This window comes from Streptomyces sp. NPDC028907 (assembly GCF_055564995.1).
On sequence record NZ_JBVHVE010000008.1, the window covers coordinates 398,167 to 419,608 of the forward strand.

Here is a 21,442-nt window from a genome sequence, read left to right on the forward strand (position 1 = left end):
TTCCGGCGTCAGTCGTCGTCGCCGTCGTCGTCGCCGTCGCGGTCGTCCTGGTCCTGGGTGACCTTGCCCGTCTTGAGGTCGACCTTCCACTCGCCCTTGGTGGTCTCCACGCTCCAGGCGGCGGGGCCGTCGTCGTCGAGGTCGACGTCGGTGACGGTGCCGTTCGCGGCCGCGGCCGCGGCGGCCTCACGGGCGTCCACGCTCGCGCCCTTCAGCGCGGCGAGGTCCTCCCGGCCGTCGTTGTCGTCATCGGTGTCGCGCTGGGCGCCGAGGACCTTGCCGTTGTCGGCGGAGACCCGGACGTCGTAGTCGGTGCCGTCGCCCTTGACGACGTTCACCTCCCAGGCGCCTGAGCCGTCGTCGTCCAGGTCGGCGGAGACGGCGGTGCCCGGCGTGTGCTTGAGCGCGGCGGCGATGGCGTCGGCGGCGCCGATCTTGGTGGTGCGGGCCTGCTCACGGGCCTCGACGGTGTCGTCGTCCGCCCGGTCCGCCCGGTCCTCCGCAGCGTCCTCCGCGCTGTCGTCCCGGTCGTCGGCGGCACGGACGGTCGACTGGCGCTGCGTGGCCGCGCTGTCGTCGTCACCGGACGCGTAGGCCGCGACGGTGCCGCCTCCGATCAGGGCCGCGGCGGCGACGGTGGCGATGACGATGTTGCGCTTCATTCTGGTTCCTCCCGAGTCGCTGTCGTTTCGACGTGAATCAATGTGCCGAACCGACGCTGAGAGGAACCTGAAGGACCCTGAAGAGATCTTCAGCTTCGCTTTGCGAACCTTGACCCATGCGCCTGTTGATCGTGGAGGACGAAAAGCGGCTCGCCCTGTCGCTCGCCAAGGGCCTGACGGCCGAGGGCTACGCCGTCGACGTCGTGCACGACGGCAGGGAGGGGCTGTACCGGGCCTCGGAGGGGTGCTACGACCTGGTGATCCTCGACATCATGCTGCCCGGTATGAACGGCTACCGGGTCTGCGCCGCCCTGCGCGCCGCCGGCCACGACGTGCCGATCCTGATGCTCACCGCCAAGGACGGCGAGTACGACGAGGCCGAGGGGCTGGACACCGGTGCCGACGACTACCTGACCAAACCGTTCTCGTACGTCGTCCTCGTCGCCCGCGTCAAGGCGCTGCTGCGGCGCGGAGGGCAGGGCGCGGGCGCCTCGCCCGTGCACGTCCACGGAGATCTGAAGGTCGACACCGCCGCGCGCCGTGTCTTCCTCGGCGACGGCGAAGTGGTCCTCACCGCCAAGGAGTTCGCGGTCCTGGAGCAACTCGTGGTGCGGGCCGGCGAGGTGGTGTCCAAGGCCGAGATCCTGGAGCACGTCTGGGACTTCGCCTACGAGGGCGACCCGAACATCGTCGAGGTGTACGTCAGCACCCTGCGGCGCAAGCTGCGGGCGGAGCTGATCCGGACGGTCCGCGGGGCCGGGTACCGCCTGGAGGCGTCGCCATGAGCCGCCGGCTCTTCGGTTCGGTCCGGTCCCGGGCGACCCTGGCCGCCACTCTCGTCGTCGCCGTGGCGCTGGTCGCGGCCGGGACCGCCGTACTGCTGTCGCTGCGGTCCAACCTGGTCGGGCAGGCCGGCACGGAGGCGGAGCACACCGCACGGGCCGTCGCCACGGACATCGCGCTCCTGCGGCCCGACAAGCCGCTGACGGTGGACACCGACGAACCCGTCCAGGTCCTCGACGAGAACGGCAACCTGCTCGCGGCCGGCGAGGACCTGGAGCGGATCAGCGGCACGGGCACCGAGGCGGTGCGGCCGCAGCCGCGGACCTCGCCCAGTGCCGCCGAGAGCGGTGAGGACTCCGACGACGACACCGACGACGACTCGGCCGGCGAATCCCTGGACCCCGGTGAGATCAGCGAACACACCAGCTTCACAAACGGCACCGCCACGATCGACGGCGAGACGGACGACTACCGCTTCGCCAAGGTCCACGTCGAGGTCGAGGGCCGGGGCCAGCTGACCGTGTACGCGGGCGCGCCGCTCTCCGCCGAACAGAGCGCCGTCAGAACGGCGTTGACGGTCATGCTGATCGGCTTTCCGCTGTTGCTCGCCGTCGTCGCCGGCGTCACCTGGCTGGTCACCCGGCGCGCCCTGCGCCCGGTCGAGGGGATCCGCACCGAGATGGCGGCGATCACGGCGTCCGAGGACCTCGCACGTCGCGTACCGGTGCCGGGCACACACGACGAGGTCGCCCGTCTCGCGCTGACCACGAACGAGACGCTGGCCGCCCTCCAGGCCTCGGTGGAACGCCAGCGCCGGTTCGTCGCCGACGCCTCGCACGAACTGCGCAGCCCGATCGCGTCCCTGCGCACCCAGCTGGAGGTGGGCACCGCGCATCCCGAACTGCTCGACCTCGACGGCGCCGTGCAGGACACCGTACGACTCCAGGATCTCGCCTCCGACCTGCTGCTGCTCGCCCGTCTGGACGCGGGGGAGCGGCCCGGCGACACGCGGTTCGACCTCGGCGCCCTGGCTCGCGATCAGGCCGAGGGGCGCGCGGGGGTGACGGTGGACGCGGGTGCCGTGGAGGTGACCGGGTCACGGGCACAGGTCGGGCGGGTGCTCACCAACCTGCTGGACAACGCCGGACGGCACGCCCGCTCGGCGGTCACGGTGACCGTGCGGCAGGAGGGCGCCTGGGCCGTGGCGGCGGTCGCCGACGACGGGGACGGGGTGGCCGAGGCCGACCGGGAGAGGATCTTCGAGCGGTTCGTCCGGCTGGACGAGGCCCGCAGCCGTGACGACGGCGGTGCCGGGCTGGGCCTGGCCATCGCCCGCGACGTCGCCGTACGGCACGGCGGCACGCTCACCGTGGGCCGGGCGCCGGCCGGCGGAGCCCTGTTCGAACTCCGCCTGCCGCAGGCTCAGTAGAGACCGGGGTCGCCCGGGTCAAGGGCGTCCCCGCTGGCCGCGCAGGTGCTCGGCGATGGGCTTGAGGGCCTTGTCGAGCTCCGTCAGGGAGTCGGGGGACAGCAGGTCGATGAAGTGCCTGCGCACCGACGCCACATGGTGCGGCGCGACCTTCTGCATCGTCTCCATGCCGTGCTCGGTGAGGACCGCGTAGAGCCCGCGGCGGTCGGACTCGCAGTTCTCGCGCCGGACCAGGTTCGCGTTCTCCATCCGGGTGATCTGGTGGGACAGGCGGCTCTTGGACTGGAGGGTGGCCGACGCGAGGTCGCTCATCCGCATCCGTACGTCCTCCGACTCGGAGAGGTTCACCAGGATCTCGTAGTCGTTCATCGTCAGGCCGAACGGCTGCAGGTCCTTCTCGAGCTGGTACGTCAAGAGCCTGTTGACCTCCAGGTGGGTGCGCCAGGCGCACTGCTCCGCATCGGTCAGCCAGTGGGTGGCCGTCTCGGTCTCCATGAATGAAGTCTACCTAAAAAGTTGAAAGGCGAACTAGCGAGGGTTTTCTGTGACATCCCTGTGTGCGCACACGTTCGATGTCACACTCCGCAGACTACCGCTCACAGCCCGAAGCGACGCTGGAGGTCTCCGAGCTGTCCGGGAAGGCGCTGTGTACCGGCCGTCTGTGAAGGGCTTGTGTGCGTCCCGCCGGCACCCGGTACTCCGGCCCCCGACGGAACAGCCCCCGTGGCCTGCTCGGCCATCAGGGTCTCGGTCGACTGGAGCAGGACCGTACCGGCTCCGGCGAACTCGAACTGATGCTCCTCTCCGGAGGCCCCGCCGAGGCCTGTCAGTGCACGTAGACCGCCCATTACGCCGGTCATGTAGCCATGGTCGTAGTGGTGGCACGGCGACGGGCAGTCGGCCCAGCCGACGAGTGCCTGCGGGTCCACCCGGATCGGGGGTTCCATGAACACCACCGGACCGTTAGATGCGGCCACGAACTTTCCGGTTCCGATGAGCGTCAGAAAACCCGGCACGATCGATTGCTTGAGGGCAAGACTTGGCTGAAAAGCGAGCAGGTTGCCCGAGCGAATGGTCAGGTTGCCGTCTTCGAGGTCGTACGAGTTCACGTCGAAGGCCCGGTCGGCCAGCAGCATCTTGCCTGAGCCCTCGGCCACGACCCAGTCGCTCGCGTGCAGAGGCGAATGAAAGGACGTACGGACAATTCGGTCGAGCTGGCCGTGCCCGACGCCGTTGAACTCCATCGAGCCGTAGTAGGCGATCATCTTCCCCTTCTGCAGGAACCACTGGCTCCCCTTGAGCTCCACGCAGAAGGTGTAGGCGTTGACGTTGTCGTCGGAGGGCAGGGTCGCCGGGTCGAAGACCGTGGGGCCGGCGGGGGTTCCGAAGCCGCCGGGGGTTCCGTAGGGGCTCACAGCTTCTCCTCCGACGCCTGGACGTACACCGCACCGCTTCCGCTGAGCTCCAGCTGGAAGGCCTCACCCGAGCCGCGGCCCACCATGTCCCGCCAGCCCAGCGCCGTCGACAGCTTGTTGCGCACGTCGCCGTGGTGGGCGACGTAGGCCTGGGGGTCCACGTGGACCGGGCGCTGCGGGGTGATCGGAATCTCGAAGACGCCGCCGTGCGCCATGACAGCCACGGCCCCGTGCCCCTTCAGGGTCGTCGTGAACAGCCCCTGCCCGCTGATCTGTCCCCGCACCATGCCCATGACCCCGCCCTGCGAGCCGAGGAACATCGTGCCCTGCTGGAGGGTGCCCTCGAAGGCGAGGAGGCGGTCCGCCTCGACGCAGAGGGTCTCGCCGGAGAGGTTGATCACCTGGACGTGGTGCCCGCCGTGCCCGAAGAGCACGGTCCCACTGCCCTCGACGGCCATCAGCGGGGTGTCCTCGTTCGCCACCCGGCGCCCGATCATCGACATGATCCCGCCCTGGCCGCCGGCCATGTTCGGGGTGAAGGACACCTCGCCCTTGTAGGCGAGCATGGCCCCGCGCTGACTGAACAGCCGCTGCCCCGGCACGACGGTCGCCTCGACCATCTTGGAGTTGATCTCGCGGAAGCCCATCTCACACGTCCCCCGCGATCGTGTTGCGCTCGCTCGGCTGTACGTACACCAGCCCGTCCCCTTCGAACCGGATCTGGAAGGCCTCGCCGCCGCCTTCCCCCATGAGCGTGCGGAACGTCACGCCGGACTGGAAGGACTGCCGCAGGTTCCCCTGATGCGCCACATAGGCCCCCGGGTCGACGGTCAACGGATACTGCGAACTGACCCGCAGCACCACGGCAGGCCCGTCCGACATGATCGCTGCCTGTCCATGTCCCTCGACGGTGGTCGTGAACAGCCCGTTGCCCTGCGAGGCGCCGCGCATCCCCGTGAAGGAGGTACCGGTCCGCAGCCCCGCGTCCGTGGCGAGCAGATTGCTCGACTCCACGTACAGCTTGTCGCCCTGGAGGCTCACCAGGTTGATCTCGGAGGCCCGGTCCGCGAACCAGCACGTCCCATGCCCCTTCACCTCCATCACCGTCATCTGCTCACCGGTGAGCCGCCGGGTCACCATGCCCCGCAGGCCCTCACCGCCACCGCTCATCTTCTTGAAGGCCATCTGCCCGTCGTACGCGACCATCGAGCCGTTCTTCGCCTTCACGGCATCCCCGGTCATGTCGACGGCGAGCACCTTGCTGCCTTGCAGTCGGAACATCGCCACGCTGCGAAGGTAACCGGCGGTGGCCACCGCCAACAGATCCTGAGGGTGGACTTCACCCCTGACGCCACCCCGAGGCCGATCCACCCCTCGGCGTTTGCCACAATGGGAGAGCGTTTGTGCTTACGTTCACAAGCTCGACCCGGGCGACCGAGGTCTCTCCCGCGAACCCGCGATACCCCGAAGCCCCCGAACCCAACGAAGGTGACCCGTGGACATCAAGACCGCCACCGCCCTCCGCCGCCTCCGCCTCGTCTCGGCCCCCGAGGCGGTGTCGTTCCTGCTCCTGCTCGTCTGCTCGGTGCTGAAGCGGACCACGGACTTCAACGCGGTGCCCGTGATGGGTGCGGTCCACGGCGTCCTCTTCATCCTCTACGTGATCTTCTGGGCGGACGCGTGGAACCGGGCCAAGTGGCCGCTGAAGACCGCCGCGCTCTACTTCGTCCTCTCTGTCCTGCCGACCGGCGGGTTCTTCGCCGACCGCAGGCTCAAGCGCGAGGCCGAGGACGCGGTCATCGCCACGCGGGCCCGCAAGGAAGGGATCGTCAACGCATGATCGTCGCGTTCTCCGTGACTCCGCTCGGCGTCGGCGAGGACGTGGGGGAGTACGTCGCCGACGCCGTCCGGGTGGTCCGCGAGTCCGGGCTGCCCAACCGTACCGACGCGATGTTCACCTCCGTCGAGGGGGAGTGGGACGAGGTCATGGACGTGGTCAAGCGGGCCGTGGCCGCCGTCGAGGCGCGGGCGCCCCGGGTCTCCCTCGTCCTCAAGGCGGACATCCGTCCCGGCGTGACGGACGGGCTCACGTCCAAGGTAGAAACGGTGGAACGCCACCTGGCCGAATAGCCAAGCCCCCACCCGCCCCGGCGACTTGCCCGTCCCGGGGCTTTTCCTCGCCCCCGCCGCCCCTACCCGTCCCATCCCCAGGGGCTCCGCCCCTTCGACCCCGCCAGGGGGCTGCCGCCCCCTGGACCCCCGCCATCGGCCCGAAGGGCCTCGTCCTCAAACGCCGGACGGGCTGGAAGTGCCTGGGTCGGCCGTAGGCCCCTGCGGGTGGGTGCCGTCGCCCGCGGCGGTGAGGGGACGCCGCCGTGTGAACATGCCTGCCGCGGCGTACCCCCACCGGACACCAGCAGGCCGCCGCAGGCATCCCCGTACCCCAACCCACGCGCCAGCGACGGCACATGCCCCCGCAGATCCCTCAATTGGCCCGCGCGGCTCGCGGACCCCAGAGCCCTGACCCACGATGAAGGCTCAGGGCCGAAACCCGCGTTCGCGCTGGTGGACACGGACGGCCGCCGCTTGCTCCCGCGAAGGAAGGGTCTGCCGGATGACCACTTCGCCCTACACATCCCAGTCGGCGTTCGACGGCTCCAGGATGCGAGTCCTTCTGCTGGTCGACCTCCACGAAGGCGCCGAGCAACAGTTCCTGGACGCGTACGAGCAGATGCGCGACCGAGTCGCGTCCGTCCCCGGGCACCTCGGTGACCAACTGTGCCAGTCCCTGGAGAACCCGTCCCAGTGGCTCATCACGAGCGAGTGGGCCACCGCCCCGCCGTACCACGCCTGGGTCAACAGCGACGAGCACATCGAGACCGTCCGGCCCCTCACCCGCTGCGCCCGCGAGATCCGCTCGCTGCGCTACGGCATCGTCCGCGAAACCGGCGGCGCCCACCCCCGCACCGACGGCCTCCAGAAGGACGTACGCGTCGGCGACGGGGTCATCCGCCACGCCCTGACCTTCACCGTCAAGCCCGGCTCCGAGTCCAAGGTCGCCGAGATCCTCGCCGGCTACGCCCCACCAGAGGCCCGCGTCGACGACACCACGCGACTGCGCCGCACCACCTTGTTCATGCACGGAAACCGGGTCGTCAGAACCGTGGAGGTCGAGGGCGACCTCACGACGGCGCTGCGCCACGTCTCCCGCCAGCCCGAGATCCGGGCCGTCGAAGAGGCCCTCAACCCGCATCTGGAGCAGCACCGGGATCTCACCGACCCCGAGTCCGCCCGGACCTTCTTCGCCCGCGCCGCCATGCCCCCCGTCCACCACGTGACCCGCGGCGGCCCGGAACCGGCCGGCCTCACCCGGCACGCCCTCTACTACCCGGCCAAAGACGGCTGCGGAATGGCGCTGGCCCGGTTCCTCGCGACGCAGGACGAGACGGCCGCGGCCGACCCCGCGGGCCCCGTGCACCGCAGCACCGTCTTCCAGCGCGAGGACATCGTCGTCCGCCTCATCGACGTACGGGGTGACCCCGAAACCGATCCGGTCATGTCACTCGGCATCCACGGCCCGAGGAAGGCCGCCGTGCTGGCCCGGCTGCTCGACGGCGACGCGCTCGGCGTCGAGGGACCGCTCAGGGGCGCACGGGAGGCGACCCGTCTCCTGACGCACGCCGACATGGCACTGATCACCGATCGCAGGGCAGCGCAGTCCTGACCGAACAGGGAGCCGCACCGGGACCCGCCCGGCGAGCGTCCGGTGAATCGCTCCGCGAGTTCGCTCAGCCCAGAACCCTCCAGCGAACCGTCCAGCGAACCGCCCAGCGAACCGCTCAGAGAGACGCACAGCAGCCGGCCCAGGACCCGTACAGCGACCCACCCCCACCGAACGACCTGGAGACAGACCATGGACAAGATGCGCCCGCGCGTCGTGGACCTGAACGAGATCGAGCCCAACCGCAAGCGCGGCGGCGACCTGCGCACCCTGCTCACCCCTGTCACGGTGGGTGCCACGAGCGGCTTCATGGGCCTGGCCATCATCCAGCCCGGCGAACGCATCAGCGAGCACTACCACCCGTACTCCGAGGAGTTCATCTACGTCGTCGAGGGCAGGCTTGAGGTCGACCTGGACGGAGAAACGTTTCCTCTCCGCTCCGACCAGGGCCTCATGATCCCCATCGACATGCGGCACCGCTTCCGCAACGTCGGCGACGAGGAAGCCCGGATGATCTTCCATCTGGGCCCCCTCGCGCCGAACCCGAAGCTCGGCCACGTCGACACCGAGGCCCCCGAGATCAGCGACGACGTCCAGGCGTACCCGCTCGTCCAGGGGGAGGGTGCGCAGCCGGAACGCCCAGGGGTGCTGTCATGACCCGGCGGGTGGCGGTCACCGGCATAGGCGTGGTCGCCCCGGGCGGGATCGGGGTCCCGGCCTTCTGGGACCTGCTCTCCAACGGCCGTACGGCGACCCGTGGCATCACCCTGTTCGACCCCGAGGGCCTGCGCTCCCGGATCGCCGCCGAGTGCGACTTCGACCCCCTCGCGCACGGCCTCGACACCGACGTCGTCGAACGCGCCGACCGGTACATACAGTTCGCCCTCGTCGCCGCCCAGGAGGCCGTCACCGACAGCGGCGTCGACTTCGCCGCCGAGGACCCCTGGCGGGTGGCCGTGTCCCTGGGCAGCGCCGTCGGCGGCACGACCCGGCTCGAACACGACTACGTGCTCGTCAGCGAACGCGGACAGCGCTGGGACGTCGACCACCGCGCCGCCGAGCCGCAACTGCACCGGGCGTTCTCGCCCAGCACGCTGGCCGCGGACGTCGCCGAGCGGTTCGGCGCCCAGGGCCCGGTACAGACCGTGTCCACCGGCTGCACCTCCGGACTCGACGCCGTGGGCTACGCCTTCCACACCATCGAGGAGGGCCGCGCCGACCTCTGCATAGCCGGCGCCTCCGACTCCCCGATCTCCCCGATCACCATGGCCTGCTTCGACGCCATCAAGGCCACCTCCCCCAACAACGACGACCCGGAGCACGCCTCCCGCCCCTTCGACGCCCACCGCGACGGATTCGTCATGGGCGAGGGAGCAGCCGTACTCGTCCTGGAGGAACTGGAGCACGCCCGCGCGCGCGGCGCGCACGTCTACTGCGAGATCGGCGGCTACGCCACCTACGGCAACGCCTACCACATGACCGGACTCACCTGCGAGGGCCTGGAGATGGCCCGGGCCATCGACGACACGCTCGACCACGCGCGCGTGGACCCCACCGAGATCGACTACGTCAACGCGCACGGCTCGGGCACCCGCCAGAACGACCGGCACGAGACCGCCGCGGTCAAGAAGTCGCTGGGCGCCCACGCCTACGACACCCCCATGAGCTCGATCAAGTCCATGGTGGGCCACTCGCTCGGCGCGATCGGCGCGATCGAGGTCGTCGCCTGTGTGCTCGCGCTGGCCCGTCAGGTGGTCCCGCCGACGGCGAACTACGAGACCCCGGACCCCGAGTGCGACCTGGACTACGTCCCGCGCACCGCCCGCCCGCGCAGGCTCGACAACGTGCTCTCCGTGGGCAGCGGCTTCGGCGGGTTCCAGTCCGCGGTGCTCCTGACGGGGCCGAGCGGGACGAGTGGGAGGAGACGACGATGAGCGGTCGACGTACCCGGCACACCGCGGTCACCGGCCTCGGCGTGGTCGCGCCCAACGGCCTGGACGCTGACACCTACTGGAAGTCCGTCAAGGAGGGCGCGAGCGTACTGGACCGGATCACCCGGGAGGGCTGCGAGCACCTTCCGCTCCGGGTCGCCGGCGAGGTCCGCGGATTCGACCCGTCGGCCCTCATCGAGGAGACCTTCCTCGTCCAGACCGACAAGTTCACCCACTTCGCGCTGGCCGCCGCCGACGCCGCCCTTCAGGACGCGGGACTGAGCAGCAGCGCCGCCGACTCGCCGTACTCCGTCGGCGTGGTCACCGCGGCCGGGTCCGGCGGCGGCGAGTTCGGCCAGCGGGAACTGCAGAAGCTGTGGGGACAGGGATCCCGGTTCGTCGGGCCGTACCAGTCCATCGCCTGGTTCTACGCGGCCAGCACCGGCCAGATCTCCATACGCAAGGGCTTCAAGGGTCCCTGCGGGGTGGTGGCCAGCGACGAGGCGGGCGGCCTGGACGCCGTCGCGCACGCCGCCCGGGCCGTGCACCGGGGGACCGAGGTGGTCGTGGTCGGGGCCGCCGAGGCGCCGCTCGCCCCGTACTCGGGGGTCTGCCAGCTCGGCTACCCCGAGCTCAGCACCGAGGCCGACCCGGACCGTGCCTACCGCCCCTTCACCTCGGCCGCCTGCGGTTTCGTACCCGCCGAGGGCGGTGCCGTACTGGTCGTGGAGGACCTGGAACGGGCCCGGCGCCGGGACGCGTTCGTGCGGGCCACCGTGGCCGGACACGCCGCCACCTTCACCGGCGCCGCCCGCTGGGACCGGTCGCGGGAGGGGCTCGCGCACGCCATCCGCGGCGCCCTCGACGAGGCCGGCTGCGCCCCGGAGGAGATCGACGTGGTCTTCGCGGACGCGATGGGCGTCCCCGAGGCGGACCGTGCGGAGGCGCTCGCCCTCGCCGACGCCCTCGGCCCGCACGGCACCCGCGTGCCGGTGACGGCCCCCAAGACCGGCATCGGGCGCTCGTACTGCGGGGCGCCGCTGCTGGACATCGTGGCCGCGGTGCAGGCCATGGAGCACGGGCAGATCCCGCCGACGCCGGGCGTCTTCGACATCTGCCACGACATCGACCTGGTGACCGCCAGGCCCCGCCCGGCCGAGCTCGGCATCGCCCTGGTCCTCAGCCGGGGACTCATGGGCTCCAACGCGGCGCTCGTGGTGCGTCGCGGCCCCGGATCCGCCGTCTGAACTGAACAACAAGGAGAACCAGCATGACCACCGACGTGACCCAAGTGACCGTCGAGGAACTGGCCGCACTGATGAAGAAGGCGGCCGGCGTGACCGTGGACCCGCAGGAACTCGAACGCCGGGTGGACACACCCTTCGGCGAGTTCGGACTGGACTCGCTCGGCCTGCTCGGCATCGTCGGCGAGCTGGAGAACCGGCACGGCCGGGCGCTGCCCACCGACGCCGAGCGCTGCAAGACCCCCCGCGCCTTCCTCGACCTCGTCAACGGCGCCCTCACGACAGGAGCCTGAAGTGCCCGGACACACCGAGAACGAGATCACCATCGCCGCACCCGTCGACCTCGTCTGGGACATGACGAACGACCTGGACCGCTGGCCCCAGCTGTTCAGCGAGTACGCCTCCTGCGAGGTGCTCTCCCGCGAGGGCGACACCGTGACCTTCCGCCTGACCATGCACCCCGACGAGAACGGCAAGGTGTGGAGCTGGGTGTCGGAGCGGGTCGCCGACCGCGAGAAGCTCGTCGTGCGTGCCCGCAGGGTCGAGACCGGCCCCTTCGAGTACATGAACATCGTCTGGGAGTACGAGGAGACCCCGGCCGGCACGCGTATGCACTGGACGCAGGACTTCGCGATGAAGCCCGACGCCCCGGTCGACGACGCCGGGATGACGGAGATCATCAACCGCAACTCGCCCATCCAGATGGAGCTCATCCGCAAGCGTGTGGAGGCCGCATGCACCACGCACTGATCGTCGCCCGTATGGCCCCGCAGTCGGCCAAGGACATCGCCGACGTCTTCGCGGCCTCCGACCGCGGCGAACTCCCGCACCTCGTCGGGGTGACCAAGCGCTCCCTGTTCCAGTTCGGCGATGTGTACATGCACTTCATCGAGGCCGAGCAGGACCCGGGACCCGCCATCGCCAAGGTGGCCGGGCACCCCGAGTTCGTCGACATCAGCAGGCGGCTCGAAGCGTTCGTCAGCCCGTACGACCCGGAGACCTGGCGGAGCCCCAAGGACGCGATGGCGCGCTGTTTCTACCAGTGGGAGAAGCACTGAACGAACGCGGAAAGGCCGCCGCCCACGCTCGGGCGGCGGCCTTCTCGTGCGTCCCGGCTACCGGCCCGCGAGCCCCGGCATCAACCGCAGCGCGTTCTCCCGGTTGATGCCCCGGAGCTGGGCCTCCGAGAGGAAGCGGTCGTTGTCCAGGGCCGGTGTCACGCTGTCGATGAGGACATGGCCGGGCGTGGGCGGCCAGTCGGTGCCGAAGAGGATGCGGTCGGGGTCCACCGTCGCCAGCAGGGTGGGGGTGGCCGACGGGGACATGGGGCCCGCCGTGTCGAAGTAGAACCGGTGCAGGTGGTCCCGGACCCGGCCGCGCTCGATCGGCGGGTCGATGCGCCCGCCGAAGAGGTCGAGCCGGGTGGCCATGTAGGGCAGGAAGCCCCCGCCGTGCGGGAGGATGAAGCTGAGGTTCGGATAGCGGTCCAGGGTGCCGTTGCGGATGAGGTTGATGGCCGCGCGGGTGGTGTCCAGCAGGAAGTCGCACACGAAGGGCGGCATCCCCGGCAGGCCCGCGGCGCCGTCCTTCCCCCCGGCCGGTACGTCCATGGGGTGCGTGCTGATGACCGCGGACCGCTCGTTCAGCTCCTGCAGCAGCCGGTCGTGCGACGGGTCACCGAGGAAGGCGCCGCCCATGCTCGTGCGCGTGCTCACCCCGATGGCACCCAGCTCGTCGAGGCCGTACCGGACGCTCCACGACGACAGCTCCAGGTCGTCGAGGAAGACGGGCGTGAAGAACGCGAACCGCGCGGGGTTGGCTTCCACGACGTCGGCCGCCGCCCGCAGGGCGATCCGCGCGCTCTCCTGACGCTCGGCGCGCTCCTGGAGCCGGCCCAGCATCGCGACCGTCATGACCGAGGTGCCGATGCCGGTCTTGTCCATGAGCTCCAGCGCCGCGGTCAGGTCCCAGCGGGTCCACCAGGGCAGCTTCTCGCGGTTGACGACACCGCGTTCCTCGGCCCAGTCCAGCCAGGCCGGGGCGGTGAAGTGGTGATGGACGTCGATGCGTCCGGCAAGGGTCATGGGAGCGTCCTAGTCGTTCTGTGGGGAAGCGGTTCAGTCACGGCAGAGCACGCTCTGCATCACGTTCGTCAGGACGCGGTCGGCGTCCGGCATCGCGGCGTCCGCCCGCCAGGCGACGAAGCCGTCCGGGCGCACCAGCACGGCACCGTCCTCGGCCGTGCCGTGCAACTCCGCCCAGTCGGTGTCCGTTTCGGGCGCGAGGTCGTGATCCGGTCCGGTACCCACCAGGTACGCCTCGATGGGCACGCCCAGGTTCAGCGAGGCCCGCTCCACCGCGGTCCGCCACTTCTGCCCGCCGGACCCGGCGAGCAGCACGAAGGAGCGCTCGTACAGATCGAGCGTGGAGATCCTCGTGTCGTCGCGCATGACCCACATATGGGGCGCACGGCTGCCCGGCTCACCGCCCAGCTGGAAGCCGTCGGGCACGATCGGCTGCTCCGAGTGGGCGCCCACCACGGCGTTGGACGCGTACCGGTAGCACAGGGCGACGGTCATCAGGTCCGCCGGGTCGTTGTTGCGTCCGGCGGCGGGGCTGAAGCCCGGGTGCTGTTCGTCGGCGGCCTGGACGCACGCGCGCGTGCCGGTCGCGAGGGCGACGGGCCGCCGTTCGAGCTCGTAGCTTTCGAGCAACGACGGGCAGGCCCAGCCACGCAGCACCGCGGCGAGCTTCCAGGCCAGGTTGTGGGCGTCCTGGATGCCGGTGTTGGAGCCGAACGCCCCGGTGGGCGGCATCTCGTGGGCCGAGTCCCCGGCCAGGAAGACCCGGCCGGCGCCGTAGCTGTCGGCGACCCGCTTCGAGGCGTGCCAGGGCGCCTTGCCGGTGATCTCGACGTCGATGTCCGGCACGCCGACGGCCGCGCGGATGTGTGCCGTGAGCCGCTCGTCGGTGAAGTCGTCCAACTCCTCACCCCGGTCGGGATACCAGGGCACGTGGATCACCCAGCGCTCCTTGTTGTCCACCGGCAGCAGGGCGCCCTCCCCGTCGGGGTCGGTGACGTAGCAGACGACGAACCGCCGGTCTCCGACGTGGTCCTGAAGGGTTCTGCTGCGGAACGTCACGCTGACGTTGTGGAACAGCTCGCCCGGCCCCGACTGGCCGATCCCCAGGTGATTGCGGATGGGGCTGCGCGGACCGTCGGCGGCCACCAGGTACTCGGCGTCCACGGTGTACGTCTCGTCGGTGTCCCGGCGTCTGATCTGCGCCCGGACCCCGTCCGCGTGCTCGGCGAAGGAGAGCAGCTCCGAGCTGAAGCGGAGGTCGGCACCCTGCTCGCGGGCGTACTCCAGCAGCACCGGTTCGAGGTCGTTCTGGCTGCACAGACACCAGTCGGAGGAGCTCACCCGGGAGATGTCCATGCCTCCGGAGATGTCCCCGACGATCCAGCGGCGCTGCGTCCCGGTGAGTCTGTCCACCTGGAGGATGCCGTCGTTCCCGGAGAGAACGCGGGCCGCCTCCCGGATACGTGATTCCAGGCCGGCGGTCCGGTAGATCTCCATGGTGCGCACGTTGTTGCCGCGGCCGCGTGGGTGTGTGGAGGTCGCGGCGTGCCGCTCCACGAGCATGTGCTCGATTCCGAGGCGCCCCAGGAAAACCGAAGTGGAAAGACCCACCAGGGATCCGCCCACGATGAGAACTGGTACAGATTCCGCTTCGTGTCCGCTCACGTCGACGATGTTTACCAAGTACGACTGTCACACACACGTGTTCCGGCGAGCCGACCCATATGGACCAGCACCGTTTGCGACGCCGTGGCACCCGGGAAACTGTGGCTCCGACCACGGAAATTCACGCCGACCCGGGGAACAGTCATGACGCAAGCATTCGCATCCGAGGAATCCGAGGCACCGTCAGCCGAGGAGGCCGCGGCAGCGGCCTCGAACTGCACCCGGGAGTTCCGGGCCAACCCGCATCCCGTGTACGCGGCCCTTCGGGAGCAGGCGCCGGTCTGCCCGCTGTCCCCGCCGCACGGTGTCGAGACGTACCTCATCACGCGTTATGACGACGCCCGGGCCGCCCTCGCCGACCCGCGGCTGAGCAAGGACATGTACGGCGCCATCGACGCCTACCACCGTATCTTCGGCGACTCGTCGATCGCGCTCGACGACAACATGCTCTTCTCCGACCCGCCGAAGCACACCAGGCTCAGAAGAATCGTCGGCAGCACCTTCACTCCGAAAAGGGTGGAATCGCTGCGGACGCGCGTCCAGCAGATCACCGACGAACTCCTGGAGCAGTGCCCGAAGTCGGGGGCGGTGAACCTGCTCCCGGAGTTCTGTTTCCCGCTGCCGCTCCATGTCATCTGTGAACTCCTGGGCGTCCCGGAGAACGAACGCAAGCAGGCCCAGGAATGGTCAGCCACCGTCGCGCAGACCGGTTTCGGACCGGAGGCGCGAAAGAAGCTGGAAATCGCCGAGGGAAACCTGCGTGACTATCTCGTCGATCTGTGCGCACGCAAGCGGCAGGAACCCGACGGCGGTCTGCTCAGCGCACTCGTCACGGCCCAGGACCGGGAAGGCGCGCTCACCGACCACGAACTCGTCTCGACGGCGTGGGTGCTGCTCTTCGCCGGCCACAAGTCGACGGCGTACCAGATCGGCAACGCCGTCTACCACCTGCTCAGCCGGCCGGACCAGAAGGCGCTGGCGCTGCGGGACGCGAACTCCCTGAACGCGGCCATCGAGGAGATCTTCCGGTTCGAGACCTCCGTGGAGAACTCGACCTTCCGGCACGCGAAGGAGGACATCGTGATCCGGGACGTGCTCATCCCCAAGGGTGCGCTCGTCCAGATCTCGATCACCGGCGCCAACCGCGACCCGGAGATGTTCGCCGCGCCCGGGGAGCTGGACGTCCAGCGCCCGAACGTCCAGGCGACACATCTCGCCTTCGGCTACGGTCCGCACTACTGCATCGGCGCACCGCTCGCCCGGCTGGAGATGCAGCTCGCCCTCACCTCGCTCTTCGCCAGGTTCCCGCGCATGACCCTGGCGGTGGCACCGGAAGAGGCGCGCTGGATGACCGTGCCGTTCCCCGCCTTCCGCGGGCTGGCGGAACTGCCCGTCGTCCTCGACCCGTCCTGACGGGCGGCACCGTGCAACCCATGGAACGCGTGCGCGTCCTGCGCCTGCTCCACGTGCGGGAGGGCCGCGAGACCGACTTCGTGGACTCCTACCGGTCCGTGCTGAAACGCGCCGAGCGCTTCCCCGGACACCTCGGCGAGCAGCTCTGCCGCTCCCTGGACGATCCCGCCCGCTGGCTGCTCACCAGCGAGTGGGAGAGCCTTCAGGCCGTGCAGCGGTGGCGGACCGACCCCGATCACCAGGCCCTGGTCCAGCCGATGAACGCCTGTCTGCACGACGACCGGTCGACGTCCGTCTTCCGGATCAGGGACCTGGCCGACCTGGTGGCCGAGTAGAGCGGCCGACCGAAAGGCGAGACAGGGCTGACCGGCATGTGACCGGCCGGTAAGGTCGGTCGCGTGCCGAAGCCGCTCAGTCTTCCCTTCGATCCCATCGCGCGCGCCGACGAACTCTGGAAGCAGCGCTGGGGCAATGTGCCGTCCATGGCCGCCATCACCTCGATCATGCGCGCCCAGCAGATCCTGCTCGCCGAGGTGGACTCGGTGGTCAAGCCGTACGGGCTGACGTTCGCGCGCTACGAGGCGCTGGTGCTGCTCAACTTCTCCAAGGCCGGCGAGCTGCCGATGTCCAAGATCGGCGAGCGGCTCATGGTGCATCCCACGTCCGTGACGAACACCGTCGACCGGCTGGTCAAGTCGGGTTTGGTCGACAAGCGGCCCAACCCCAACGACGGGCGCGGCACGCTCGCCTCCATCACCGACAAGGGCCGCGAGGTCGTCGAGGCCGCCACCCGCGACCTGATGGCCATGGACTTCGGCCTCGGCGTGTACGACGCCGAGGAGTGCGCGGAGATCTTCGCGATTCTGCGGCCGCTGAGGGTGGCGGCACACGACTTCGACGAGAGCTGAGCGGGCCCCGGACAAGATCTCCCGGAACGGGTGGTTACGCTCGTACGCATGAAGAAGAGCGTCCTGACCCGCTACCGGGTGATGGCTTACGTCACCGCCGTCATGCTGCTCGTGCTGTGCACCTGCATGGTGTTCAAGTACGGCTTCGACAAGGGCGAGGACGTCACCTTCGCCGTCTCCCAGGTACACGGCTTCCTCTACATCATCTACCTGGTCTTCGCCTTCGACCTCGGCTCCAAGGCCAAGTGGTCGTTCGGCAGGCTGCTGTGGGTGCTGCTCTCCGGGACGATTCCCTTCGCCGCCTTCTTCGTCGAGCGCAAGGTCACCGCCCAGGTCGAACCCCTGGTCAACGGGCCGGCCCCGGCCGTCGCCAACGCCTGACGCGACCGCCGTACCGACGCGTACGGCGGTTCTCCCATCGACATTTACTTGGACGTCCTAGTAAATTCGAAGGTATGGACGCTGACGCCATCGAGGAGGGCCGCCGCCGCTGGCAGGCCCGGTACGACGCCGCACGCAAGCGCAACGCGGACTTCACGACGCTCTCCGGGGACCCCGTGGAGCCGGTGTACGGGCCCCGGCCGGGAGACAGGTACGAGGGCTTCGAGCGGATCGGCTGGCCCGGGGAGTACCCGTACACCCGCGGCCTGTATCCGACCGGCTACCGAGGGCGGACGTGGACCATCCGGCAGTTCGCCGGGTTCGGGAACGCCGAGCAGACCAACGAGCGCTACAAGATGATCCTCCGCAACGGCGGCGGCGGACTCTCGGTCGCCTTCGACATGCCGACGCTCATGGGCCGCGACTCCGACGACCCGCGCTCGCTGGGCGAGGTCGGGCACTGCGGGGTCGCCATCGACTCGGCCGCCGACATGGAGGTCCTGTTCAAGGACATCCCGCTCGGCGACGTGACGACGTCGATGACGATCAGCGGCCCGGCCGTCCCCGTCTTCTGCATGTACCTGGTGGCGGCGGAGCGCCAGGGCGTGGACCCGGGCGTCCTCAACGGCACCCTGCAGACCGACATCTTCAAGGAGTACATCGCCCAGAAGGAGTGGCTCTTCCAGCCCGAGCCGCACCTGCGCCTCATCGGCGACCTCATGGAGTACTGCGCGGCCGGCATCCCCGCCTACAAGCCGCTGTCCGTCTCCGGCTACCACATCCGCGAGGCCGGCGCGACGGCCGCGCAGGAGCTGGCGTACACCCTCGCCGACGGCTTCGGCTACGTCGAGCTGGGCCTCTCCCGAGGCCTGGACGTCGACGTCTTCGCGCCCGGCCTGTCCTTCTTCTTCGACGCGCACGTCGATTTCTTCGAGGAGATCGCCAAGTTCCGCGCCGCCCGGCGGATCTGGGCGCGATGGATGCGGGACGTGTACGGGGCGCAGACCGACAAGGCCCAGTGGCTGCGCTTCCACACCCAGACCGCCGGTGTCTCGCTGACCGCGCAGCAGCCGTACAACAACGTCGTCCGTACGGCCGTGGAAGCGCTGGCGGCCGTGCTCGGCGGGACGAACTCGCTGCACACCAACGCCCTGGACGAGACCCTCGCCCTGCCCTCCGAGCAGGCCGCCGAGATCGCGCTGCGCACCCAGCAGGTGCTCATGGAGGAGACCGGCGTCGCCAACGTGGCCGACCCGCTGGGTGGTGCCTGGTACGTCGAGCAGCTGACGGACCGGATCGAGGCCGACGCCGAGAAGATCTTCGAGCAGATAAAGGAGCGGGGCCTGAGGGCCCACCCGGACGGGCGGCACCCGATCGGTCCGATCACCTCCGGCATCCTGCGCGGGATCGAGGACGGCTGGTTCACCGGGGAGATCGCCGAGTCGGCGTTCCAGTACCAGCGGGCGCTGGAGAAGGGTGACAAGAGGGTCGTCGGCGTCAACGCCCACACCGGTTCGGTCACCGGCGACCTGGAGATCCTGCGGGTGAGCCACGAGGTGGAGCGCGAGCAGGTACGGGTGCTGGCCGCGCGGCGGACGGCCCGGGACGAGTCGGCGGTCCGGACGGCCCTCGACGCCATGCTGACGGCCGCCCGCAGTGGCGCCAACATGATCGAGCCGATGCTGGACGCGGTACGGGCCGAGGCGACCCTGGGTGAGATCTGCGGGGTCCTGCGGGACGAGTGGGGGGTGTACACGGAGCCGCCGGGCTTCTGAGACGCCCTGCTGCCGCTCAAGGACCGGCTCAGGGATCGACCGGGAGCGCGGCCGCTCCCCGCAGGCCCAGCAGCAGTACCTGGGTGAAGCCGCGCACCCACTCCTCGTCCGCGGGGCAGCCGCTCACCAGGGTGCGGTGGACGACCGCCCCGGCGACGACGTCGAAGATGAGGTCGACGGTCCGGGCGGCGTCCTCGGGGCCGGACTCCGGGGGCAGTTCGCCGCGTGTCTGGGCGCGGGTCCGGCCCTGGAGGACGAGCCGCTTCTGGCGTTCGACGATCGAACCGCGGATGCGTTCCCTGAGCGCCTCGTCCCGGGTCGACTCCGCCACCACCGCCATCAGGCCGCTCCTGGCCTCGGGGCGGTCCAGGATGGCCGCGAACTGGAGGACCACGCCCTCGATGTCGGCGGCCAGGGAGCCCCGGTCGGGGAGCTCCAGTTCGTCGAAGAGTTCCGCGACCGCGTCGACCACCAGCTCGTTCTTGCCGGGCCAGCGTCGATAAATGGTCGTTTTCGCAACCCCCGCGCGCGCCGCCACGTCTCCCAGGGTGAGCTTCGACCAGCCCAGATCGACCAGAGCCTCCCGCGTCGCCGCCAGGATCGCCGTGGCCGCGGCCGCGCTGCGAGGGCGGCCGGGGCGGGTGGCGGGGGTGCGGCTCTGCATGCTCCGACCATAGCCCCGGGATATCGGGGGATTCTGTGTGGTCGTGAGGGAGATCACCGGTGGGTGGTGTTCCGGAGGCACTCGATGCCATTACGCTACGACTCGTAGCGAAAGCGACGACCACTGACGTGGGTGGGGACCCGGCGTCGACATCATGGCCGGGCGGGCCCGGCCCGTACACCGCTTTTCATACCGCTTTTCACACCGCTTTTCACAGTGCGCGCGGGACGGGGGAGGATAGACGCATGCAGCCACGGAACATGTCCATGAGCGGAGTCGTCGACCTCGCCGCGGTGAAGGCGGCCCAGGAGGCCAAGGCGAAGGCGGAGCAGGCGCGTGCCGAGGCCGCCCGGCAGGGCGGGGGAGGGGCCGTGTCGCCCGCCGACCTCGTCATCGACGTCGATGAGGCGGGGTTCGAGCGGGACGTCCTCCAGCGGTCCGCCGAGGTGCCCGTCGTCATCGACTTCTGGGCCGAGTGGTGCCAGCCCTGCAAGCAGCTGAGCCCGGTACTGGAGCGGCTGGCCGTCGAGTACAACGGCCGCTTCCTCCTCGCGAAGATCGACGTCGACGCCAACCAGATGCTGATGCAGCAGTTCGGCGTGCAGGGCATTCCCGCCGTGTTCGCCGTCGTCGCCGGGCAGGCGCTGCCGCTCTTCCAGGGGGCGGCCGGCGAAGCGCAGATCCGCGAGACGCTGGACCAGCTCGTCACCGTAGCCGAGCAGCGCTTCGGTCTGACCGGCCTCACCGTCGACCCCGACGCCGAGCCGGGCGGTGCCGCCGAGTCCGCCCCCGCCGAACCGGTCGGCCCGTACGACGCGTTGCTGGAGGCCGCCGTACAGGCCCTGGACGCGGGGGACTTGGGCGGGGCGGTGCAGGCGTACCGGAACGTACTGAGCGAGGACCCGGCCAACATGGAGGCCAAGCTCGGGCTCGCCCAGGCCGAGTTGCTCCAGCGAGTGCAGGGCGTCGACCCGCAGCAGGTGCGCAAGGACGCCGCCGACAAGCCCGCCGACGTGCAGGCGCAGATCGCCGCCGCCGACCTGGATCTGGTGGGCGGACATGTCGAGGACGCCTTCGGGCGGCTCATCGACACGGTGGCGCGCACGGTGGGTGACGACCGGGATGCCGTACGGCTTCGGCTGCTGGAGCTGTTCGAGGTCGTGGGCGGCGAGGACCCGCGGGTCGCGGCGGCGCGCCGAGCCCTGGCGCGTGCGCTGTTCTGACCGGGCCCTGGGGCGGGGCGTCGGCCCCGTTCTGACCAGTCACTAAACGCATCGGCGCGTGTTGCCCGAGTGAAGGGTTTTGCTGACAGAGCATCACTGCGGCCGCGCTTTACCAAATCTTGGTAATCGCGGCCGCAGTTACTG

At 70.0% G+C, this 21,442-nt stretch carries 25 protein-coding genes; 17 read left to right on the forward strand and 8 right to left on the reverse strand.

Going from position 1 to position 21,442, the window contains the following annotated elements; all coding sequences use genetic code 11:
• Positions 1–8: 8 nt before the first annotated feature.
• A complete protein-coding gene (locus ACZ4UU_RS26300) occupies positions 9–662 on the reverse strand; it encodes a PepSY domain-containing protein (protein WP_471905806.1) in 654 nt (217 codons plus the stop codon).
• Positions 663–778: 116 nt separating this feature from the next.
• On the opposite strand from ACZ4UU_RS26300, the gene ACZ4UU_RS26305 reads away from it, so the two are divergent.
• Both ACZ4UU_RS26305 and ACZ4UU_RS26310 read left to right on the forward strand, forming a co-directional pair.
• Positions 779–1,447 (forward strand): response regulator transcription factor, encoded by a 669-nt coding sequence (locus tag ACZ4UU_RS26305; protein ID WP_471905807.1) that lies wholly within the window; start codon positions 779–781, stop codon positions 1,445–1,447.
• On the forward strand, positions 1,444–2,874 hold the full coding sequence (locus ACZ4UU_RS26310) for a sensor histidine kinase (RefSeq protein WP_471905808.1): 1,431 nt from the start codon (positions 1,444–1,446) through the stop codon (positions 2,872–2,874). The genes ACZ4UU_RS26305 and ACZ4UU_RS26310 overlap by 4 nt, the downstream gene beginning before the upstream one ends.
• Positions 2,875–2,892: 18 nt before the next feature.
• Here the strand turns inward: ACZ4UU_RS26310 and ACZ4UU_RS26315 are convergent, their stop codons facing one another.
• From ACZ4UU_RS26315 to ACZ4UU_RS26330, 4 genes are all read right to left on the reverse strand, one after another.
• A complete protein-coding gene (locus tag ACZ4UU_RS26315) occupies positions 2,893–3,369 on the reverse strand; it encodes a MarR family winged helix-turn-helix transcriptional regulator (protein WP_234762217.1) in 477 nt (158 codons plus the stop codon).
• Positions 3,370–3,470: 101 nt separating this feature from the next.
• Complete coding sequence (locus ACZ4UU_RS26320; protein WP_471905809.1) at positions 3,471–4,289, reverse strand: AIM24 family protein; 819 nt, start codon at positions 4,287–4,289, stop codon at positions 3,471–3,473.
• Complete coding sequence (locus tag ACZ4UU_RS26325) at positions 4,286–4,936, reverse strand: AIM24 family protein (protein WP_471905810.1); 651 nt, start codon at positions 4,934–4,936, stop codon at positions 4,286–4,288. The genes ACZ4UU_RS26320 and ACZ4UU_RS26325 overlap by 4 nt, the downstream gene beginning before the upstream one ends.
• A 1-nt stretch (position 4,937) precedes the next feature.
• Positions 4,938–5,570 carry an AIM24 family protein gene (locus ACZ4UU_RS26330; RefSeq protein ID WP_471905863.1) on the reverse strand — a complete coding sequence of 211 codons (633 nt, stop codon included), beginning with the start codon at positions 5,568–5,570 and terminating at the stop codon, positions 4,938–4,940.
• A gap of 214 nt (positions 5,571–5,784) precedes the next feature.
• On the opposite strand from ACZ4UU_RS26330, the gene ACZ4UU_RS26335 reads away from it, so the two are divergent.
• The 9 genes from ACZ4UU_RS26335 to ACZ4UU_RS26375 all read left to right on the forward strand — a co-directional run bounded on the left by ACZ4UU_RS26335 (position 5,785) and on the right by ACZ4UU_RS26375 (position 12,243).
• Entirely contained in the window at positions 5,785–6,129 is a 345-nt protein-coding gene (locus ACZ4UU_RS26335) for a DUF3817 domain-containing protein (RefSeq protein WP_234762220.1), read from the forward strand.
• Positions 6,126–6,419, forward strand: coding sequence for an MTH1187 family thiamine-binding protein (locus tag ACZ4UU_RS26340; protein ID WP_062715249.1), 294 nt, complete (start codon positions 6,126–6,128; stop codon positions 6,417–6,419). The genes ACZ4UU_RS26335 and ACZ4UU_RS26340 overlap by 4 nt, the downstream gene beginning before the upstream one ends.
• Positions 6,420–6,903: 484 nt before the next feature.
• Positions 6,904–8,013 (forward strand): SchA/CurD-like domain-containing protein, encoded by a 1,110-nt coding sequence (locus tag ACZ4UU_RS26345; protein WP_471905811.1) that lies wholly within the window; start codon positions 6,904–6,906, stop codon positions 8,011–8,013.
• A 189-nt stretch (positions 8,014–8,202) separates the two neighbouring features.
• On the forward strand, positions 8,203–8,667 hold the full coding sequence (locus ACZ4UU_RS26350; RefSeq protein WP_217210287.1) for a cupin domain-containing protein: 465 nt from the start codon (positions 8,203–8,205) through the stop codon (positions 8,665–8,667).
• Positions 8,664–9,944, forward strand: a complete 1,281-nt coding sequence (locus tag ACZ4UU_RS26355; RefSeq protein ID WP_471905812.1) for a beta-ketoacyl-[acyl-carrier-protein] synthase family protein — start codon at positions 8,664–8,666, stop codon at positions 9,942–9,944. Before ACZ4UU_RS26350 ends, ACZ4UU_RS26355 begins: the two co-directional genes overlap by 4 nt.
• The gene (locus tag ACZ4UU_RS26360; protein WP_471905813.1) at positions 9,941–11,188 is read left to right on the forward strand and encodes a ketosynthase chain-length factor; all 1,248 of its coding nucleotides are present in this window, start codon (positions 9,941–9,943) and stop codon (positions 11,186–11,188) included. The genes ACZ4UU_RS26355 and ACZ4UU_RS26360 overlap by 4 nt, the downstream gene beginning before the upstream one ends.
• 23 nt (positions 11,189–11,211) lie before the next feature.
• Positions 11,212–11,478: an acyl carrier protein gene (locus tag ACZ4UU_RS26365; protein ID WP_471905814.1), complete on the forward strand. Its 267-nt coding sequence runs from the start codon at positions 11,212–11,214 to the stop codon at positions 11,476–11,478.
• A 1-nt stretch (position 11,479) separates the two neighbouring features.
• Positions 11,480–11,935 (forward strand): SRPBCC family protein, encoded by a 456-nt coding sequence (locus ACZ4UU_RS26370; RefSeq protein WP_471905815.1) that lies wholly within the window; start codon positions 11,480–11,482, stop codon positions 11,933–11,935.
• Positions 11,920–12,243, forward strand: coding sequence for a TcmI family type II polyketide cyclase (locus tag ACZ4UU_RS26375; RefSeq protein WP_234765244.1), 324 nt, complete (start codon positions 11,920–11,922; stop codon positions 12,241–12,243). Before ACZ4UU_RS26370 ends, ACZ4UU_RS26375 begins: the two co-directional genes overlap by 16 nt.
• Before the next feature lie 57 nt (positions 12,244–12,300).
• Here the strand turns inward: ACZ4UU_RS26375 and ACZ4UU_RS26380 are convergent, their stop codons facing one another.
• Both ACZ4UU_RS26380 and ACZ4UU_RS26385 read right to left on the reverse strand, forming a co-directional pair.
• A complete protein-coding gene (locus ACZ4UU_RS26380) occupies positions 12,301–13,269 on the reverse strand; it encodes an amidohydrolase family protein (protein WP_471905816.1) in 969 nt (322 codons plus the stop codon).
• 33 nt (positions 13,270–13,302) lie between these two features.
• On the reverse strand, positions 13,303–14,934 hold the full coding sequence (locus ACZ4UU_RS26385; RefSeq protein ID WP_471905817.1) for an FAD-dependent oxidoreductase: 1,632 nt from the start codon (positions 14,932–14,934) through the stop codon (positions 13,303–13,305).
• A gap of 144 nt (positions 14,935–15,078) precedes the next feature.
• Between ACZ4UU_RS26385 and ACZ4UU_RS26390 the strand changes: the two genes are divergently transcribed.
• The 5 genes from ACZ4UU_RS26390 to ACZ4UU_RS26410 all read left to right on the forward strand — a co-directional run bounded on the left by ACZ4UU_RS26390 (position 15,079) and on the right by ACZ4UU_RS26410 (position 19,411).
• On the forward strand, positions 15,079–16,347 hold the full coding sequence (locus ACZ4UU_RS26390; protein ID WP_471905818.1) for a cytochrome P450 family protein: 1,269 nt from the start codon (positions 15,079–15,081) through the stop codon (positions 16,345–16,347).
• 20 nt (positions 16,348–16,367) lie between these two features.
• Positions 16,368–16,682 (forward strand): antibiotic biosynthesis monooxygenase family protein, encoded by a 315-nt coding sequence (locus ACZ4UU_RS26395; protein WP_471905819.1) that lies wholly within the window; start codon positions 16,368–16,370, stop codon positions 16,680–16,682.
• A gap of 63 nt (positions 16,683–16,745) precedes the next feature.
• Positions 16,746–17,255 (forward strand): MarR family winged helix-turn-helix transcriptional regulator, encoded by a 510-nt coding sequence (locus tag ACZ4UU_RS26400; protein WP_471905820.1) that lies wholly within the window; start codon positions 16,746–16,748, stop codon positions 17,253–17,255.
• A 48-nt stretch (positions 17,256–17,303) separates the two neighbouring features.
• Positions 17,304–17,636 carry a DUF3817 domain-containing protein gene (locus ACZ4UU_RS26405; protein WP_471905821.1) on the forward strand — a complete coding sequence of 111 codons (333 nt, stop codon included), beginning with the start codon at positions 17,304–17,306 and terminating at the stop codon, positions 17,634–17,636.
• Between the two features lie 74 nt (positions 17,637–17,710).
• A complete protein-coding gene (locus ACZ4UU_RS26410; RefSeq protein ID WP_471905822.1) occupies positions 17,711–19,411 on the forward strand; it encodes an acyl-CoA mutase large subunit family protein in 1,701 nt (566 codons plus the stop codon).
• 28 nt (positions 19,412–19,439) lie between these two features.
• Here ACZ4UU_RS26410 and ACZ4UU_RS26415 read toward each other — a convergent pair whose 3' ends face one another.
• Positions 19,440–20,075 carry a TetR/AcrR family transcriptional regulator gene (locus ACZ4UU_RS26415; protein ID WP_471905823.1) on the reverse strand — a complete coding sequence of 212 codons (636 nt, stop codon included), beginning with the start codon at positions 20,073–20,075 and terminating at the stop codon, positions 19,440–19,442.
• Positions 20,076–20,320: 245 nt separating this feature from the next.
• Between ACZ4UU_RS26415 and ACZ4UU_RS26420 the strand changes: the two genes are divergently transcribed.
• Positions 20,321–21,298, forward strand: a complete 978-nt coding sequence (locus ACZ4UU_RS26420; RefSeq protein WP_471905824.1) for a tetratricopeptide repeat protein — start codon at positions 20,321–20,323, stop codon at positions 21,296–21,298.
• Positions 21,299–21,442 lie beyond the last annotated feature (144 nt).

Coding starts and splice junctions, on each gene's coding strand:
- ACZ4UU_RS26300 (WP_471905806.1), bottom strand. CDS start 662: ATGAAGCGCAACATCGTCATCGCCACCGTCGCCGCCGCGGCCCTGATC.
- ACZ4UU_RS26305 (WP_471905807.1), top strand. CDS start 779: ATGCGCCTGTTGATCGTGGAGGACGAAAAGCGGCTCGCCCTGTCGCTC.
- ACZ4UU_RS26310 (WP_471905808.1), top strand. CDS start 1,444: ATGAGCCGCCGGCTCTTCGGTTCGGTCCGGTCCCGGGCGACCCTGGCC.
- ACZ4UU_RS26315 (WP_234762217.1), bottom strand. CDS start 3,369: ATGGAGACCGAGACGGCCACCCACTGGCTGACCGATGCGGAGCAGTGC.
- ACZ4UU_RS26325 (WP_471905810.1), bottom strand. CDS start 4,936: ATGGGCTTCCGCGAGATCAACTCCAAGATGGTCGAGGCGACCGTCGTG.
- ACZ4UU_RS26330 (WP_471905863.1), bottom strand. CDS start 5,570: ATGTTCCGACTGCAAGGCAGCAAGGTGCTCGCCGTCGACATGACCGGG.
- ACZ4UU_RS26340 (WP_062715249.1), top strand. CDS start 6,126: ATGATCGTCGCGTTCTCCGTGACTCCGCTCGGCGTCGGCGAGGACGTG.
- ACZ4UU_RS26345 (WP_471905811.1), top strand. CDS start 6,904: ATGACCACTTCGCCCTACACATCCCAGTCGGCGTTCGACGGCTCCAGG.
- ACZ4UU_RS26350 (WP_217210287.1), top strand. CDS start 8,203: ATGGACAAGATGCGCCCGCGCGTCGTGGACCTGAACGAGATCGAGCCC.
- ACZ4UU_RS26355 (WP_471905812.1), top strand. CDS start 8,664: ATGACCCGGCGGGTGGCGGTCACCGGCATAGGCGTGGTCGCCCCGGGC.
- ACZ4UU_RS26360 (WP_471905813.1), top strand. CDS start 9,941: ATGAGCGGTCGACGTACCCGGCACACCGCGGTCACCGGCCTCGGCGTG.
- ACZ4UU_RS26365 (WP_471905814.1), top strand. CDS start 11,212: ATGACCACCGACGTGACCCAAGTGACCGTCGAGGAACTGGCCGCACTG.
- ACZ4UU_RS26375 (WP_234765244.1), top strand. CDS start 11,920: ATGCACCACGCACTGATCGTCGCCCGTATGGCCCCGCAGTCGGCCAAG.
- ACZ4UU_RS26380 (WP_471905816.1), bottom strand. CDS start 13,269: ATGACCCTTGCCGGACGCATCGACGTCCATCACCACTTCACCGCCCCG.
- ACZ4UU_RS26390 (WP_471905818.1), top strand. CDS start 15,079: ATGACGCAAGCATTCGCATCCGAGGAATCCGAGGCACCGTCAGCCGAG.
- ACZ4UU_RS26395 (WP_471905819.1), top strand. CDS start 16,368: ATGGAACGCGTGCGCGTCCTGCGCCTGCTCCACGTGCGGGAGGGCCGC.
- ACZ4UU_RS26405 (WP_471905821.1), top strand. CDS start 17,304: ATGAAGAAGAGCGTCCTGACCCGCTACCGGGTGATGGCTTACGTCACC.
- ACZ4UU_RS26410 (WP_471905822.1), top strand. CDS start 17,711: ATGGACGCTGACGCCATCGAGGAGGGCCGCCGCCGCTGGCAGGCCCGG.
- ACZ4UU_RS26415 (WP_471905823.1), bottom strand. CDS start 20,075: ATGCAGAGCCGCACCCCCGCCACCCGCCCCGGCCGCCCTCGCAGCGCG.
- ACZ4UU_RS26420 (WP_471905824.1), top strand. CDS start 20,321: ATGCAGCCACGGAACATGTCCATGAGCGGAGTCGTCGACCTCGCCGCG.